At 65.4% G+C, this 14,766-nt stretch carries 15 protein-coding genes; 7 read left to right on the top strand and 8 right to left on the bottom strand.

Translation table 11 applies throughout. The features are described 5' to 3' along the window. Positions 1-26: 26 nt before the first annotated feature. From AC0Z2B_RS18545 to AC0Z2B_RS18520, 6 genes are all read right to left on the bottom strand, one after another. A complete protein-coding gene (locus tag AC0Z2B_RS18545) occupies positions 27-788 on the bottom strand; it encodes a PFL_4669 family integrating conjugative element protein (protein ID WP_476298582.1) in 762 nt (253 codons plus the stop codon). 174 nt (positions 789-962) lie between these two features. Next, a complete protein-coding gene (locus tag AC0Z2B_RS18540) occupies positions 963-1,274 on the bottom strand; it encodes a type II toxin-antitoxin system RelE/ParE family toxin (RefSeq protein WP_476298580.1) in 312 nt (103 codons plus the stop codon). Then, positions 1,264-1,506 (bottom strand): CopG family ribbon-helix-helix protein, encoded by a 243-nt coding sequence (locus AC0Z2B_RS18535; RefSeq protein WP_476298578.1) that lies wholly within the window; start codon positions 1,504-1,506, stop codon positions 1,264-1,266. The genes AC0Z2B_RS18540 and AC0Z2B_RS18535 overlap by 11 nt, the downstream gene beginning before the upstream one ends. Before the next feature lie 195 nt (positions 1,507-1,701). Continuing rightward, positions 1,702-2,130, bottom strand: a complete 429-nt coding sequence (locus tag AC0Z2B_RS18530; protein ID WP_476298576.1) for a hypothetical protein — start codon at positions 2,128-2,130, stop codon at positions 1,702-1,704. Then, entirely contained in the window at positions 2,127-2,990 is an 864-nt protein-coding gene (locus tag AC0Z2B_RS18525) for an endonuclease/exonuclease/phosphatase family protein (RefSeq protein ID WP_476298708.1), read from the bottom strand. The genes AC0Z2B_RS18530 and AC0Z2B_RS18525 overlap by 4 nt, the downstream gene beginning before the upstream one ends. Before the next feature lie 150 nt (positions 2,991-3,140). Beyond that, a complete protein-coding gene (locus AC0Z2B_RS18520) occupies positions 3,141-3,563 on the bottom strand; it encodes an NUDIX hydrolase (RefSeq protein WP_476298575.1) in 423 nt (140 codons plus the stop codon). Positions 3,564-3,667: 104 nt separating this feature from the next. Between AC0Z2B_RS18520 and AC0Z2B_RS18515 the strand changes: the two genes are divergently transcribed. From AC0Z2B_RS18515 to AC0Z2B_RS18495, 5 genes are all read left to right on the top strand, one after another. Continuing rightward, positions 3,668-4,573, top strand: a complete 906-nt coding sequence (locus AC0Z2B_RS18515) for a LysR family transcriptional regulator (protein WP_476298573.1) — start codon at positions 3,668-3,670, stop codon at positions 4,571-4,573. 85 nt (positions 4,574-4,658) lie between these two features. Continuing rightward, on the top strand, positions 4,659-5,633 hold the full coding sequence (locus AC0Z2B_RS18510) for a hydroxyacid dehydrogenase (RefSeq protein WP_476298571.1): 975 nt from the start codon (positions 4,659-4,661) through the stop codon (positions 5,631-5,633). 14 nt (positions 5,634-5,647) lie between these two features. Further along, on the top strand, positions 5,648-6,337 hold the full coding sequence (locus AC0Z2B_RS18505) for an RraA family protein (protein WP_473006058.1): 690 nt from the start codon (positions 5,648-5,650) through the stop codon (positions 6,335-6,337). Positions 6,338-6,419: 82 nt separating this feature from the next. Next, on the top strand, positions 6,420-7,709 hold the full coding sequence (locus tag AC0Z2B_RS18500; RefSeq protein ID WP_476298570.1) for a CitMHS family transporter: 1,290 nt from the start codon (positions 6,420-6,422) through the stop codon (positions 7,707-7,709). 18 nt (positions 7,710-7,727) lie between these two features. Beyond that, positions 7,728-8,450 (top strand): TerC family protein, encoded by a 723-nt coding sequence (locus AC0Z2B_RS18495; RefSeq protein ID WP_476298568.1) that lies wholly within the window; start codon positions 7,728-7,730, stop codon positions 8,448-8,450. A gap of 29 nt (positions 8,451-8,479) precedes the next feature. On the opposite strand, the gene AC0Z2B_RS18490 is transcribed toward AC0Z2B_RS18495, so the two are convergent. After that, a complete protein-coding gene (locus AC0Z2B_RS18490) occupies positions 8,480-9,898 on the bottom strand; it encodes a YncE family protein (protein ID WP_476298566.1) in 1,419 nt (472 codons plus the stop codon). A gap of 115 nt (positions 9,899-10,013) precedes the next feature. Next, entirely contained in the window at positions 10,014-12,272 is a 2,259-nt protein-coding gene (locus AC0Z2B_RS18485; protein WP_476298564.1) for a TonB-dependent siderophore receptor, read from the bottom strand. Between the two features lie 186 nt (positions 12,273-12,458). On the opposite strand from AC0Z2B_RS18485, the gene AC0Z2B_RS18480 reads away from it, so the two are divergent. Next, the gene (locus AC0Z2B_RS18480; protein WP_476298562.1) at positions 12,459-13,172 is read left to right on the top strand and encodes a response regulator transcription factor; all 714 of its coding nucleotides are present in this window, start codon (positions 12,459-12,461) and stop codon (positions 13,170-13,172) included. Beyond that, positions 13,169-14,512 carry a HAMP domain-containing sensor histidine kinase gene (locus AC0Z2B_RS18475; protein WP_476298560.1) on the top strand — a complete coding sequence of 448 codons (1,344 nt, stop codon included), beginning with the start codon at positions 13,169-13,171 and terminating at the stop codon, positions 14,510-14,512. The genes AC0Z2B_RS18480 and AC0Z2B_RS18475 overlap by 4 nt, the downstream gene beginning before the upstream one ends. The last annotated feature ends 254 nt before the right edge of the window (positions 14,513-14,766 follow it).

Raw genomic sequence — 14,766 nt, 5'->3', positions numbered from 1 at the left:
GCGCCGGGCGATCGCCTCGGCGAGGGTCATGCCACACCGCCTTCGGGCTGGACAGTTAGTTCAGGCACCCACTGCTCGCTTGCCGGCTCATCCCCGAGCGCTTCCTCCTGACGGACAGCTGGATGGCGAACCGTCGGCGGGGCGAACTGCGAGCGCCGCAGGCCTTCGAGAACGTCCTTTGGTGGCAGGCCGAACTTGTCCACGACGTCGCGGGCGCGGGCGTTGTTCGCCGCCATGTCATCGCGGCTGACGCCGGCCAGGCGGTAGCGCTGCGCCAGGCCAAACAGGCTACGCAGTAGGTGCGCACCGCGGTCGATCCAGATTTCCATGTCGCTGCGGCCGATCAGCGCCGTGTGATGGGCCAACAGCACCCGCCGCACCAGCGTGTCGTAGTCGGTGAGCAGGTAGACCGCGAGAAACCCCAGCTGGCTGCCGATAAACAGCGGCAAGGTCACCGGGTGGATGTTGAGGTTGTCGCCGATGTCGACCTGGCTCGGCAGGTCGCGCTCCAGGCGGCCCACTTGCTCGGACAGGGCGAGCATTTCGGCCTTGGCCAGCAGCAGCTTTTCTTCCAGCTGCAGCATGTACCAGTCGGCGAAGGGGTCATCCTGGCTGCTGGCCTGCTTGAGCAGGTTGGTGACGCTGATGTAGCCGGCCATGCCCATGATCGCATGCACGCCTTCACGCGCGAGGCGCCCCTGCCACAGGCGGGCGGCGTGATGGGTGTGCAGCGTAAGGGTGATGCTGCTGCGCAATGAACCCAGGTTGAGTTGGTAGTGGTCGACCATCGCCGGTTCCTCGCCGTGGAGATGGCGCTACCTTGGTTGGTCTGGCAACGGTCGACAGCCATCAATGCGAAGGTGCTGGGCTCACATTGGGAGAGCCTGCGGAACTATCTGGAATCGATTTCGTGAGCATAGTGCCCAGTGAGTACCAGGCAGCTGGTCGTGGGTATCGACTCCTTATAACCATGCTACTGAAATATCAATGATCGATTTGGAACGAGGTCTCTGCCTTGTGTGAAAGCCCCCCAGGATCTGCAGGCAGTCACCACGAACCCGATACGGAATCAGATACGACCAATTTGGCACCGCCCACTCCCGTGTATTTTTTACCCGCCCTTCACGGCCCATAGTGGGAAACTGTGCAAGATTATCGACGCTTGCAAAGATTGCATCAGAAAAATCATCTGCAGCCTGCGGGTTTTCCAGCGCGATATAACTAGCTTCGTCTTCCAGATTTTTGAGGGCTTTTTCCAGCCACTCAACCCGCATTCCGGCCCCAGCGCCGTGCACGCATTGCCGCGACTTGCTCTTCGCTGGCGAACTTACCTTCGTCGGCTTCTTTCACCGCTTGTTCGATCTGCGCAGTCAACGACTTTTCGTGCTCGATGTAATCACGAAGAACGTCCATAGCCAGGTAGCTGGCGCTCTGGCCATTGGTCTTGGCGAGGTCGGCGAGAGAGTTGGAAAGGTCTTCCGGAAGGTTTAGCGATATACCGGTCATGGCAACCTCGACGTCGGGCGGTGAAGGGGTATGTTACACCGTCAAACCTCATAGGAAACCGGCAGGTTGTCGCGAGGTGTATCTGATGGGCTCAAAGCGGCTAGCCATCAGCGGATGGTGCTGCCGAGGGCCCATGGGTGATGGGCGGATCTAGGCCGCTATTCTACCAGACCCGCCCGCAGCTCGGGTTTCCGCTTATTCCAATGACGCCACCAGCGCCCGGCCAAAGCTGGCCGTGCTGAACAGCTCCGAGAAAGCGGCGCGCAGGTCGTCGCCCGTTGTGCAGGTGAACTCTTCCCCTTCAAAGGACAGCACGCAAGGGAAGCCATCGGTGTGCTGGCGCCACTTCGCGATGACCGACGTGGTCGAAGCGCCCTGTGTTGTCACGGTGATTTGGATGACATCTTCGGGGGCATATTCGCTGGTGACTTCGGTGAAGAAGCTGGTCACTGATTTTATTGAGGCGACGGTGGATACCGTTCGTGCAAGCTTGAGGGTTACCGATTCGTCGAATCGCGCCAGGTCCAGGTTGATGGCCTCGAATATCGTGTTGACTTCACACGTGGCAGCATCGGCCTCGCGCGCCTTGCACATTCCCTGTTTTACGGCGTCTAGAAAGTTCATGGGGTGGCGCTCTTGAGAGTCAGGAAGATAGGGTAGTGGTCTGATACTTTTTTCCATTCCTTGGCGGGTATCTCATTGAGCACCGCTCTATCCGCCACTTTCCAGCAGCGCAAGGCCGCCGAGCACAGCATCATGTGGTCGAACATCAGCAGCGAGGACACGCCCTTGCCACTGGTGAGGAACGTGCCGGGAGGCAGTTCGCTGCAACTGGGGGACCCCATCAGGGGCCAGAATGGGTTGAACAGGGCGTTTTTTCGGGTCTTGAGCAGCGATACATCGCGGGTGGCGCCCAGCGCATGTACCACGGAGGGGTCGAAGGGCTCGTCGTTGTAGTCACCGCACAGAATGATGGGCGCGCCTGGGTTTTCACGCCGAATTTTCGTCACCGTCGCATTTAGCGCCACACCCAGCTTGAAACGCGAGGGTGAGCCCTCTGGCAGGGTGTTACGGCTTTGCCAGTGAGATAGCCCGATGAATACAGGCCCAAGGCCGTGCAACTCAAGGCATATGAAAACACCTGCTTTCAGCCACGTGTCGTAAGTGGTATCACGAGCGTTGGCGTACTGCGGCGTACCCCTCGGAGCAAGCCGGGTTGTGTTGTAGATCAGGCACAAGTCGTCAATGGAGCGGCCTTTTTTGTAAAGGCTGATGACCTTGAAGTGGGAGAGGGCGGGGCGTTGTAGCAATTGCTCTATATGTTCGATATCCGTGTCATCAACTTCGCATAGTCCAACGATGTCCGAATTCCGGTCCTGCAGCAGCGACCTGATGATTTCATCGAAGGCCGGGGTGATGGGGTATCGCGAGGCGCCTGCCGCCGGTGGTGCAAGTCGACAGTTCCACCATGTCATGTTCAGCATCACGATAGCCAACCTTCAGGTCATTGCCGCGTTGCAATTGATCGCTGCTCACTCCTTTATCGTCTTGAAGTTGCCGCAGAGTCTGGAGGTCGGAATTGTATCGTGGCGGCCGCTTCGGACAATCCTTGAACTGTTACCCTTTGAGACCCGTCACTGTGCCGAAAGGTACTCGCGCAGCCGCGCCTGCAACCGGTCGATGCCGTCGGAACGGGCCAGGAAAGCTTCCACGCCAGTCACCTCCCAGCGCTGGCCTTCATCACCAAACACCACCTGCTCGAAGGTGCCCACCGGCACCTGGGCGACGAAGAACCAGGTGTCCAGCCCGTTCATGCCCTGGCCAGGGTAGACCCGGATCCAGACGATCCAGCTCTCATCCAGGGTCAAGCCGAACTCTTCCCAGGTCTCGCGGGCGGCGCACTGTACAGGCGTTTCATCGCCTTCGCGGCCACCGCCGGGCAAGTCCCACAACCCCGGCCAGGGGATGCTCGGTTTGTCGTCGCGCTGGTAGGTGAGGATCTGGCCTTCGCACAGCAGGGCGATCTTGGCGCCGGAAAAGGGCGGGTGGGGCGGCATGGCGAATCCTCGGCAGGGCTTGGCGCCACTCTACAGGGCGGCGCGGGCGGTGCATAAGGTATCCTCGCCGCACACCCACAAGGATTGCCGGGAGCACCGCCTCGATGAGCATCAACCTGCAGATTCGCGACCTGGTCTACTTCATCAAGGTCGCCGAACTGGGCCACCTGGGGCGGGCGTCCGAGGCGCTGCATATTTCCCAGTCGGCGTTGTCCAAGTGCATCGACCGGCTGGAAAGCGCCTACGACGCCGAGCTGTTCGAGCGCATTGGCCGCGGCATCCGCCTCACTGATGCCGGGCAGCTGCTGCGTGACCGCTCGTTGCTGATCGAGCGCATGCTTGACGAAACCCACCGGCAGACCTCGTCGCTGGGCAAGGGCCTGGCCGGCACCATCCGCGTCGGCGCGGCAGCCACCACCGCTGAATACCTGATGCCGCGTGCCTGCCGCCTGCTGCAGGACGAGGCGCCGGCAGTGGTGCTGGACCTGCAGATCGGCATGAACGACGTGCTGCACGACTCCCTGCGCAAGGACCTGCTGGACCTGGTCGTCGGGCCTTTGGGCACCCGCAACGATGACCTGGTGGAGCTGCCTATCGCCAGCGACGAAGTGGTGGTGGCCGCCAGCGCCCACCACCCGTTGGCCGGGCGCCAGGTGCCGCTGGAAGCGTTGTGCGAGTACCGCTGGATTCTCTCCGCGCCGTCGGTGGCCACGCGCCAGTGGCTGGACCAGGCCTTCCTGGCCCAGGGGCTGCCGGCGCCGCGGGTCGCCATTGCCACCAGCTCCATCGCTGCGGTGCCCAACCTGATCACCGAGACCGGGCTGCTGAGTTTTCTCTCGCGCCGCAACCTGGCCGACAGCCGCCACGGCGGTGGCCTGGTGGAAATTCCCAACCCGCTGACCACCATGGCCCGGCGCTTCGGCGTGCTCCACCGGGCCGATGGCTACCTGTCGCCGGCCACGCGGCGCTTCATTGAAATTCTGCGGTTAAATCATTCCTGCGAAGAATGATTTGTTGAAAATACGCTAATAGAAATAAAGGATAACGGCAGGGATACTTTCGGCAGCGAACAATAACAAGCCAGAGATCCTGCCCATGCCTCATACCATTCTTGTGACCGCCCCACGCCTGGCGCCCGCTGGCTTGGAGCTGCTGCGGGCCCAGGGTTGCCGGGTGCTGTACGTGACACCCGAGCAAGGCCCCGCTGACATCGAACGCATTCTCGCTCGCGAGCCGGTGGACGCCGTTATCTCCCGCACCCTGGACCTGACCGCCGCCGCCATCGACGGCTGTCCCACCTTGAAAGTCATCTCCAAGCACGGCGTTGGCGTCAGCAATATCGCCGTGGCTGCTGCCACTGGCCGGGGCATTCCAGTGTACGTGACGCCCGGTGCGAACGCGCAATCGGTCACCGAAATGACCCTGGGCCTGATGTTCGCCGCCGCCCGCCGGATCAGCTGGATGGACCGCGAAATCCGCCAGGGCCGTTGGTCCCGGGCCCAGGACGGCCTGGAGCTGAGCGGCCGGACCTTGGGCCTGATCGGCTTTGGCCAGGTGGCGCGGCGCGTGGCCCGGGCTTGCCAGGCCATCGGCATGCAGGTGCTGGTGCACGACCCGCTGCTGCCCGCCGACGCCACGCTGGATGGCGCCGAGCGCATCGACGACTTGAGCGTGTTGCTCGGCCGCAGCCAGGTGCTCAGCCTGCACGTGCCGCTCACCGCCCAGACCCGCAACCTGATCGGCGCCGAACAGCTGGCGCTGCTGCCCGAAGGCACGCTGCTGATCAACACTGCCCGTGGCGAAGTGGTGGACGAAGCCGCGCTGGTGCAGGCGCTGGCCAGCGGCCAACTGTACGCCGCCGGCCTCGACACCATGGCCGTGGAGCCGCTGCCGGCCAACAGCCCGCTGCTGCGCCTGGACAACGTGGTGCTGACCCCGCACGTCGGTGGTTCCACCCCGGCGGCGCTGGCCGCCATGGCCGCGGGCGCCGCGCGCAACGTGCTGGGCTTCCTTGACGGCACGCCGCCTGCGGCCAGCGCCTGCGTCAACCCACAGGTTCTTCAACACTGATCAGGAGTATTGCCATGACTGCTCAACAATGGCCTGCGGGCTACCGCATCAACCCACGCGTCGCCAGCCTGCCGGCAGACCTGGTGCACGCCTTCCGCGAAATTCCCGTGGCGGTGGCCGGCGACTGCATGGGCCGCAGCATCGGCGCCCGCGGCCTGCGCGCCTACCACGGCGACCTGTCGCTGAAGCTCTGCGGCCCGGCCTTCACCGTGCGCGTGCGCCCCGGTGACAACTTGATGGTGCACAAGGCGCTGATGATGGTGCAGGCCGGCGACGTGCTGGTCATCGACGGCGGCGGCGACGTCAGCCAGGCGGTCATCGGCGGTCTGGTGCGCACCACCGCGCTGCGGGTGAAGCTGGGCGGCATCGTCATCGACGGCGCCGTGCGCGACCTGGAAGAACTGGCCGAGGGCATCGTCCCGGTGTTCGCTGCCGGCCACACCCACCGCGGCCCGAGCAAGGACGGCCCGGGCGAGATCAACGTGCCCATCGCCTGCGCCGGCCTGTGCGTGCTGCCCGGCGACCTGGTGCTGGGCGACGCCGACGGCGTCATCGCCATCCCGGCCCAGGACGCCGCGGCGCTGCTGCCCAGGACCTTGGCGCACCTGGATCGCGAGGCGGGCATCCGCGAGACCAACCGCGCCGGCACCGCCGACCCAGAGCGCTTCGATTCATTGCTGCGCAGCAAGGGCCTGCCCGTCTGACTGGCTAGAATGTCGGCATCATCGGTTGCGGTGATGCCGCTCGCGGCACCCCCTGTACAACTATAAAAAACAGGAAAACGCCATGCTCATGATGCTCAGTTTTATCATGTTGGCCTGTTTCATCTTCTTGCTGATGAGCAAGAAACTCTCGGCGTTGACCGCGCTGATCCTGATCCCCACGGTGTTCGCGCTGATCGGCGGCTTCCACGCCGACGTCGGCAAGTTCATCCTCGACGGCGTGCGCGTGGTTGCGCCCAACGGCGTGATGATGGTCTTCGCCATGCTGTTCTTCCTGACCATGACCGAGGCGGGCATGTTCGACCCGCTGGTGACGCGCATCGTCAACGCGGTGCGCGGCGACCCGGTGAAAATCTTCGTCGGCACCGTGGCCCTGGCGTTCATCGTCGCCCTGGACGGTGACGGCGCCACCATCTACATGATTGTGCTGTCGGCGTTCCTGCCCATCTACAAGCGCCTGGGCCTGTCGCTGCCGATGGTTTGCTGCCTGCTGCTGCAAGTGGCGGGGCTAGGCAACATGGTGCCCTGGGGTGGGCCGACCGCGCGGGCGGCCACGGCGCTGCACGTGGACGTGGGCGAGATGTTCGTGCCCATGCTGCCGGGCCTGCTGGCGTGCATGCTGTGGACCTTTGCCCTGGCCTGGCTGTTTGGCCGCCGCGAGCGGGCGCGCTTGGGCGGTGCTATCGACCTCAACGGCCATTTTGCCGACCACAAGGAACACCGTGGCGACAGCGGCTGGCGCTTCGTTTTCAATTGGTGCCTGACGGTGCTGCTGATCCTGGCGCTGTGCCTGGAACTGCTGCCGCTGAGCTACCTGTTCATGATTGCCGCGTGCCTGGCGCTGGTGGTCAACTTCCCGCGGCTCAAGGATCAGCAGGCGCAGCTGGAGCTGCATGCGCCGCCGATCCTGGCGGTGTCCAGCCTGATCTTCGCCGCTGGTGTGTTCACCGGCGTGCTGACTGGCACCGGCATGGCCGATTCAGTGGCCCAGGGCCTGCTGAAGGTGATACCGGAAGCGTTCGGGCCGTTCATGGCGGTGATCACCGCGCTGGTGAGCATCCCGGTGACCTGGCTGGTGTCCAACGACGTGTTCTATTTCGGCATCATGCCCATCCTTGCGCAGACCGCCCAGGCCCATGGCATCAGCGCCATCGAGATGGCCCGTGCCTCGCTGATCGGCCAGCCGGTGCACATCCTCAGCCCGTTGGTGGCGTCGACTTACCTGGTGGTCAGCATGCTCAAGCTCGACTACGCCGAGAGCCAGCGCTACACCCTGCGCTGGTCGCTGGTGAGCTGCCTGATTCTGCTGGCGGTGTCGCTGCTGACCGGCATCTTCCCGCTCTTCGTTCATTGAGGTGCCCGCGTGAACTGGATGACCGACCCTTTCCTGTGGACCGCCCTGGCGCAGATCATCGCCATCGACCTGCTGCTGGGTGGCGACAACGCCGTGGTCATCGCCATGGCCTGCCGGCGTCTGCCCAAGGCGCTGCAGCGCAAGGCCATCTACGGCGGCATGGCCGGGGCCATTGGCGTGCGGGTGGTGATGCTGGGCTTTGCCATGCAACTGCTGGCGGTGCCGTGGTTGAAGCTGGTGGGGGCACTGTTGCTGTTGTGGATCGGCATCAAGCTGGCCGCCAACCGTGAAGATGACGCCGAGGAAATCGATGGCGGCACGCGGCTGTGGGGCGCCATCAAGACCATCATCGTCGCCGACGTGGTGATGTCCCTGGACAACGTGCTGGCGGTGGCCGGGGCAGGGCGGGGCAACGTCTACCTGGTGGCGGCGGGGGTGCTGATCAGCATTCCCATCATCGTCCTGGGCAGCCGCATCGTGCTGGCGGCGATGCAGCGCTGGCCGTGGCTGGTGCAAGCGGGCGCGGGGTTGATTGGCTGGATCGCGGGGGGCATGGCGGGGGACAGCGCACGGCTGGTGCCGGGGCTGGTCGAGGTGACGTGGCTGCATTGGCCGGCGAGTGCGGCGGGGGCGGTGCTGGTAGTGGCCTTGGGCGCCTGGTTGGGCAGCCACCAGCCGGCCGCCCCGGCTTCGCGGCGCCTGGGACGCGGCCTGCGGCCGCTGCTACAGGTCAACCCGTAGCAGCGGCCGCAGGCCGCGTCAGGGGGCTATCAGCGTACCTGGGTGATGCGCGTGATGCGGTCGCCGTCCTGGTCATCAGGCCCCTTGGACTTGTTCACCGCAAACACGTTGCCCTGGCCGTCGGTGGCGACGTGGTTGGGGAAGGTGCCGTCGTCCAGGTTGGCCACCAGCTTGCCGTCCGGGTCGACCACGGTGACGGTGCCGGCGCCGCGGTTGCTGACGTAGGCCAGGCGCTTGACCGGGTCGAAGGTGACCTTCAGCGGGCCGGCGCCGGTGGGCACCAGGTGCAGGGTCTTGCCGCTGGCGACGTCGACGATGGCCAGGTTGTCGCTGTTCTGCGCGGCCACGAACAGGCGGTTGGTCTTGGCGTCGTAGGCCACGCCCATGGCCATTTTCACGCCTTCGATGGGGAACACTTTTTCCACGTTGCCGGTCTTGGCGTCGATCACCGCCGCTTCGTTGGTGCTCAGGCTCACGGTGTAGAGTTTGTGGTTCTGGGCGTCCAGGTGCAGGCTGGCGACGGTGAACGGCGCGGCGCGCTCGCCGCGCTGGTTGGACTTGATCTCGATGGTGCGTTCGACGGTCTGCTTGCCGGCGTCGAACATGACGATGGTCGAGGTGCCGGTGGCGCCGGCGAAGGCCTTGTCCAGGCCGGCGTCGACCACCACGTCACGGGCATGGGCCACGGTGTCGGGGGCGAACTGCTTGACCAGGCCCAGGTCTGACTGGCGGTACACGGCCACGCTGTTCTGGCGGGTGTTGGTGACCCAGACGTTGCCGTTGCGGTCGTCGACGCCCACGCCGTACACCGCGTAGACGTTGCCCGGCTCGCGGCCCGGGGCGGCGGCCGGGGTGACGCGGGCTTCGACGGCCAGGGTTTTGGGGTTGAGCTTGAGCAGCTGCGATTCCTTCACCGGCGGGCGGCCCACGGCGGCGGTCACGAACACCGCGCCGCTCTTGGCGCTGACCGCCGACTGGTACAGGCCCGGCACCAGCTTGGTGCTGGTCTGCTTGAAGCGCTCGGTGCCCGACAGCGGCACCACCGGCGAAATCTTCAGCGGTAGCACGGCGGCGGCCGCCGGGTTGCTGACGGTGACCACGATTGGCTGCTGGCCCACGGCGGCGTCGGCCGGCACTTTCAGCTCGCCTTTGAAGCCGCCCTGGGCGTCCGCCACGTAGGCTTCGGCGTTGAGCACGGTGGTGCCGCGAGTCAGGGTGATGTGCTGGCCCGGCTTGAAGCCGCGACCCATCAGGTGCACGTCGCTGCCTGCGGTGATGGCGCCGCCTTCGGCCGGCATGGCCATGATCTGGCCCTGGTAGTCCGGGTCCGGGGTGTCGAACGCCGACTGCGCCATGGCGGCCTGCATGCCCAGGCTCATCAGGCCGATCAGCGAGGCCAGCTTGCACAGTTGGCTGGCGGGGGACAGCGCGCGATTGCGAGGTTTCATCGAAGACTCCATGTTTAAAGGGGGGCATGCCCCGCGGTGGTCCGCGGGGCAGCGATCATATCAATAAGCAATGATTCGCATTCTGATTTTTACACTTTGGTACATTTGTAAAGCATCAGAACGAAGTGGCCACGCTGGCGTAGACGGCCTGGCCGTGCTGGTTGTAGGTGGCGGCGCCGGCGCTGTTGGAGTTGCCTTCGCGGTACAGCTTCTTGTCGAAAAGGTTGTTCACGCCGGCGCCCAGGCGCACGTTCTTGGTCACCTGGTAGCCGACGTTGAGGTTCACCAGGCTGTAGGCGCCCACCTCGTCGGTGTTCACGCCGGCGGCGTCGACCTTGGTGGTGCCCACGGTCGGTGGCTTCTGGCGGCCGAAGCTGGTGATGCTCAGCTGGGTGGAAAACTTGTCGTTCACCTGCCAGTCCAGCATCGAGTTGACCGTGTACTTGGGAATCATCGACAGCACGTTGCCGGTGTCCAAGTCCTTGTTTTCCTGCATGTAAGTGCCGTTGGTGGTCCAGGTCAGGTTGTCGGCCAGCGGTACCGTCAGGTTGGCTTCCAGGCCCTGGGTCACGGCCTTCTTGGCGTTCTCCCACTTGAGGATCATGTTGCCGCCCGAGGAGTAGCCCAGCACGTCGGTGCCGGCCACTACCTTGTTGTGGTAGTCGTTGCGGAAGAAGGTCAGGCCCGCCACCCAGCCGTCGCGCTTGAACTGCAGGCCGATTTCCTTGTTGACGCTGGTCTCGGCCTTGAGGTCGTCGTTGCCCTGGATATAGCAGCTGCCGGTGCTGCCGATGGGGCAGCCGTTGCCCGAGCTCAGTAGCAGGTAGTTGGGGTCCAGCTGGTACAGGTTCGGCGCCTTGAACGCGCGGGCGATACCGGCCTTCAGGGTGAAGTCCTGGTTGAGCTTCTGCGACATGTTCAAGCTGGGCGACCAGTTCACGCCGAAGTTGGTGTGGTCGTCCATGCGCACGCCCGGGGTCAGGGTGGCGCCTTCCCACGGCTCGATGTTGTCCTCGGCAAACAGCGAGCCGATGTTGGCCGCCGCCTTGCTGCTGCGCGTGCCCGAGGCCAAGCCGGCGATGCTGTCGGCGCTGGTGCTGCCGTTGTAGTAGCTGCCCGAGGACAGCGCCTGGCTGGTGGAGGCCGGGTCATCGAGCTCCTGGCGGTTGAACTCGCCGCCCAGGGTCAGCACCTGGGGCAGGCGGGTGGCCAGCGGCAGGTTGAATTCGCCGTGGGCCAGGTAGCTTTTCAGGCCGCTGGTGGAAAAGTCGGTGGAGTCGATGGTGCCTTCCACGCCACCGGTCAGGCCCTCGTCGAGGCGGCGGTTGCGGGTGTGCTCGTACTGCAGGAAGAACTTGCTGGTGCCGAAGTCCCAGTCGCCGTTGTGGGTGATGGCGAAGTTGTTGCGGTACATCACGTTGGTTTCGCGGCCCACCCACGGCGCGGCGCTGGCGGCCTTCTTGCTGGTCAGGCTCTGGTTGTACTGGTTGTCGCCGGCGTAGATGTTGCCCTGGCGGCTGTAGCTGGCGTCGAAGTCGAGGCTCTGGCGGTCGTCGAGTTTCCAGCTCAGGCGGCCATTGATGTCCTTGTTGCGCACGCCCTCGGCGCCCGAGGCGGCGGCTTCGCCGGCGGCTTCGTGGCCCACGTTGATGTCACTGCTGTCGCGGTCGGTCTTGCTCAGGTTGCCGTATACCCGGTAGGTCAGGTTGTCGGTCAGCGGGCCGCTGAGGCCGAAGGTGGCGCGCTTGGTGGCGCCCTCGTCCTTGTCCTTGGGCATGTCGGTGTAGACGCTGAAGTTGCCGTGGGTTGCCTGGGTGGGCTGCTTGGTGATGATGTTCACCACGCCGCCCGCCGCGCCGTTGCCGTAGCGGGCGGCGGCGGGGCCGCGCAGCACTTCGATGCGCTGCACCTCATCGGCTGGCACCCAGTTGGTGTCGCCACGGGTGTCACGGTCGCCGGTGCGGCCGTAGCGCACCGAGTTGCGCGACTCCACCGGCAGGCCGTCGATCAGGATCAGGGTGTTCTCCGGGCCCATGCCGCGAATGTCGATCTGGCGGTTGTTGCCGCGCACGCCGCTGGCGCTGTTGCCGGTGAGGTTGACGCCGGGCATCTTGCGGATGATGTCGGACAGGTCGTTCACCGGCGGGGCTTTCTGGATATCGTCGGCGGTGATCACGGACACGCCCGGCGCCTGCTTGAGTTCTTTCTCGGCGGTGACCAGGGTGTTGTCCAGGGTGATGGCAGCGTCTTCGGCCAGCAGTGCGGGTGAGACGGAGGCCGCCAGGATGGCCAGCGTGAGACGACTGAGTGAGGCATGAAAAAGCACGACGATAACTCCCCTTGAGTGATTGAGGCCCCAGCCGCGGCAGTCCATGTCGCAGGGCGGGGCAGTCGTCCAGACGGGGGGCGATGATAGGGTGTCGTAATTGAGAGTAAATCGTATTTACAAAATTTACCTGAGCTGCGGGTTTGTAAATTTCGTAAAGGTGGTTCGGTTATATTTGATAACAATTATAATTTGCATCCGAGTTGCCCTGTAGTCCGCCGAGAGCTTGCCCCCGTGATTCCCAGTACCTGCCCACCTGTTGCCGCGCCGCGAATCCTCGCCGTGGAAGACGACCTGTTGCTTGCCGCCCACCTGGGCCAGCACCTGCGCAGGCGCGGCTTCGAGGTGACCGTGTGCAACGATGTGGCCGGCAGCGACGACCTGCACGACTGGCGCGGCTATGACCTGATCCTCATGGACATCATGCTGCCCAGCCGCGACGGCCTGAGCCTGCTGGGCCAGTTGCGGCGGCAGAACCGCGTGCCGGTGATTCTGATGTCGGCCCTGGGCGCCGAGCAGGACCGCATCGTCGGCTTCAGCCAGGGCGCCGACGACTACCTGCCCAAGCCGTTCAGCATGGGCGAGATGGACGTGCGCATCGACGCCGTGCTGCGCCGCGTGGCCTACGAGCGCACGCCGCCGGTGTGCCACGCGAGCGGGGCGCTGCGCCGCTGCGACGACGGCAGCCAGGACCTGGTGCTGGGCCACGCGCGCGCCGGGCTGACGCCGGTGGAGTTCCGGCTGATGGAAACCCTGTTGGCCAACCCCGAGGAAGTGCTGAGCAAGACCTTCCTCTACCAGCGCGTGCTGCACCGCCCCTATTCGCTGCAGGACCGGGTGCTGGACCTGCACGTCAGCCACGTGCGCCGCAAACTGGCGGCCATCGGTTTCGAGGGCCGGGTGGAGACGGTGTGGGGCAAGGGCTATGTGCTGAGGAGCCAGCCATGAAACTGCCCGGCCGTCATTCGCTGTTCTGGAGCCTGAGCGGGCTGCTGCTGGTGCTGATTTTGCTGATCATCTGCGTCAGCCGTTCCTGGGGTATGCATTTCGAGCGCGAGGGCTATCGCCTGTCGCCCACGGCGCAACACACCCTGCAGGGCTACGCCGCCGAAGCCGAGGCGGTGTGGCGCAATGGCGGCCCGGCGGAAATCGACCGCTGGCTGCTGCAGTTCAACGCCCGCGAACCGGGCTGGGCTGTGCTGCTGGGCCCCGACCTGCAACCCCTGGGCGAGCGCCGCCTGAGCGGCGTGGAGCGCCACCGCCTGGGCTTCGCCCGCGAGCTGGACTGGGCCATGAGCGACCGCGCTCGCGAGCGGCCGATCATCAAGATCGCCTTCCCGGTCGACCCTGGCAGCGGCCAACTGGTGATGCGCTTGCCCGAACGTTTCGTGCCCACCACCTCGGTGGGCTGGCAGGTGGTGGCCCACTGGCTGGTGCCCGGCGCCCTGGCGCTGCTGCTGGGCGCCTTGCTCTACCGGCTGCTGATCGGCCCGCTGGCGCACCTGCATGCCTACGCCAATGCCCTGCGCGAAGGCCAGCTGGGCGCGCGCCTGGACCCGGCCATCAGCCGCCGTGGCGACGAGCTGGGCGACCTGGGCCGCGCCTTTCATCACATGGCCGACCGCCTGCAACGCACCGTGGCGCTGCAACGGCGGCTGCTGCGCGACATGTCCCACGAGCTGCGCACGCCCCTGAGCCGCCTGCAGGTGGCGGTGGAGAGCGACGCCGACGCCGAGGCCCTGCGCCAGCGCCTGGCGCGCGAGGTGCAGGGCATGCGCCAACTGGTCGACGACACCCTGGAGCTGGTGTGGCTGGACACCGAGCGCCCGCAGCTGGCGCTGGACGCCGTGGACGTCGGCACCCTGTGGGAGATGCTGAGGGAGGATGCCTGCTTTGAATCTGGCTGGCAGCCCGAGCAGTTGCCCAACACCCTGGGCGACGCCTGCTGGGTGCGCTGCCACCTCAACGGCCTGGCCCAGGCCATGGAAAACATCCTGCGCAACGCCATCCGCCATTCCCCCCGCCACGGCCAGGTGCGCCTGGGCGGCCGGCGCGAGGCGGACCACTGGCACCTGTGGATCGACGACCAGGGCCCGGGCGTGGCGGAAGGTGCGTTGGAGGGCATCTTCGAGCCCTTCACGCGGCTCAGCGCCAGCCGCCCGGGGGGCGACGGTTTTGGCCTGGGCCTGACCATCGCCCGCTGCCGGGTGCAGTTGCAGGGCGGGGAGTTGTGGGCGCAGAACCTGAACCCGGGGTTGCGGTTGAACCTGCGGTTGCCGGTGGCATAAAGCCCCGGCAGCACCGCAACCCTGTAGCCGCTGCCGAAGGCTGCGCTGGCCGGCGTGCAACCCGAAGATCTGCAGCGAGGCACAGGGCCAGCGCAGCCTGGCGGCAGCGGCTACGGAGGGTGCTGCAACGCCGTAGCCGCTGCCGAAGGCTGCGCTGGCCGGTGTGAACCCCGAAGATCTCCAGCGAGCCGCAGAGCCAGCGCAGCCTGGCGGCAGCGGCTACGTAGGGTGTTGCAACGCTGTAGCCGCTGCCG

It is taken from the genome of Pseudomonas sp. GYB4201, assembly GCF_056312595.1.
Note: the sequence above shows the minus strand (reverse complement) of the source record. Positions and strands in the feature narration are given on the sequence as shown.

Coding starts and splice junctions, on each gene's coding strand:
- AC0Z2B_RS18490 (WP_476298566.1), bottom strand. CDS start 9,898: ATGAAACCTCGCAATCGCGCGCTGTCCCCCGCCAGCCAACTGTGCAAG.
- AC0Z2B_RS18535 (WP_476298578.1), bottom strand. CDS start 1,506: ATGACCGGTATATCGCTAAACCTTCCGGAAGACCTTTCCAACTCTCTC.
- AC0Z2B_RS18530 (WP_476298576.1), bottom strand. CDS start 2,130: ATGAACTTTCTAGACGCCGTAAAACAGGGAATGTGCAAGGCGCGCGAG.
- AC0Z2B_RS18540 (WP_476298580.1), bottom strand. CDS start 1,274: ATGCGGGTTGAGTGGCTGGAAAAAGCCCTCAAAAATCTGGAAGACGAA.
- AC0Z2B_RS18510 (WP_476298571.1), top strand. CDS start 4,659: ATGCCTCATACCATTCTTGTGACCGCCCCACGCCTGGCGCCCGCTGGC.
- AC0Z2B_RS18505 (WP_473006058.1), top strand. CDS start 5,648: ATGACTGCTCAACAATGGCCTGCGGGCTACCGCATCAACCCACGCGTC.
- AC0Z2B_RS18525 (WP_476298708.1), bottom strand. CDS start 2,990: ATGCTGAACATGACATGGTGGAACTGTCGACTTGCACCACCGGCGGCA.
- AC0Z2B_RS18500 (WP_476298570.1), top strand. CDS start 6,420: ATGCTCATGATGCTCAGTTTTATCATGTTGGCCTGTTTCATCTTCTTG.
- AC0Z2B_RS18475 (WP_476298560.1), top strand. CDS start 13,169: ATGAAACTGCCCGGCCGTCATTCGCTGTTCTGGAGCCTGAGCGGGCTG.
- AC0Z2B_RS18495 (WP_476298568.1), top strand. CDS start 7,728: ATGACCGACCCTTTCCTGTGGACCGCCCTGGCGCAGATCATCGCCATC.
- AC0Z2B_RS18515 (WP_476298573.1), top strand. CDS start 3,668: ATGAGCATCAACCTGCAGATTCGCGACCTGGTCTACTTCATCAAGGTC.
- AC0Z2B_RS18520 (WP_476298575.1), bottom strand. CDS start 3,563: ATGCCGCCCCACCCGCCCTTTTCCGGCGCCAAGATCGCCCTGCTGTGC.
- AC0Z2B_RS18485 (WP_476298564.1), bottom strand. CDS start 12,272: ATGGACTGCCGCGGCTGGGGCCTCAATCACTCAAGGGGAGTTATCGTC.
- AC0Z2B_RS18545 (WP_476298582.1), bottom strand. CDS start 788: ATGGTCGACCACTACCAACTCAACCTGGGTTCATTGCGCAGCAGCATC.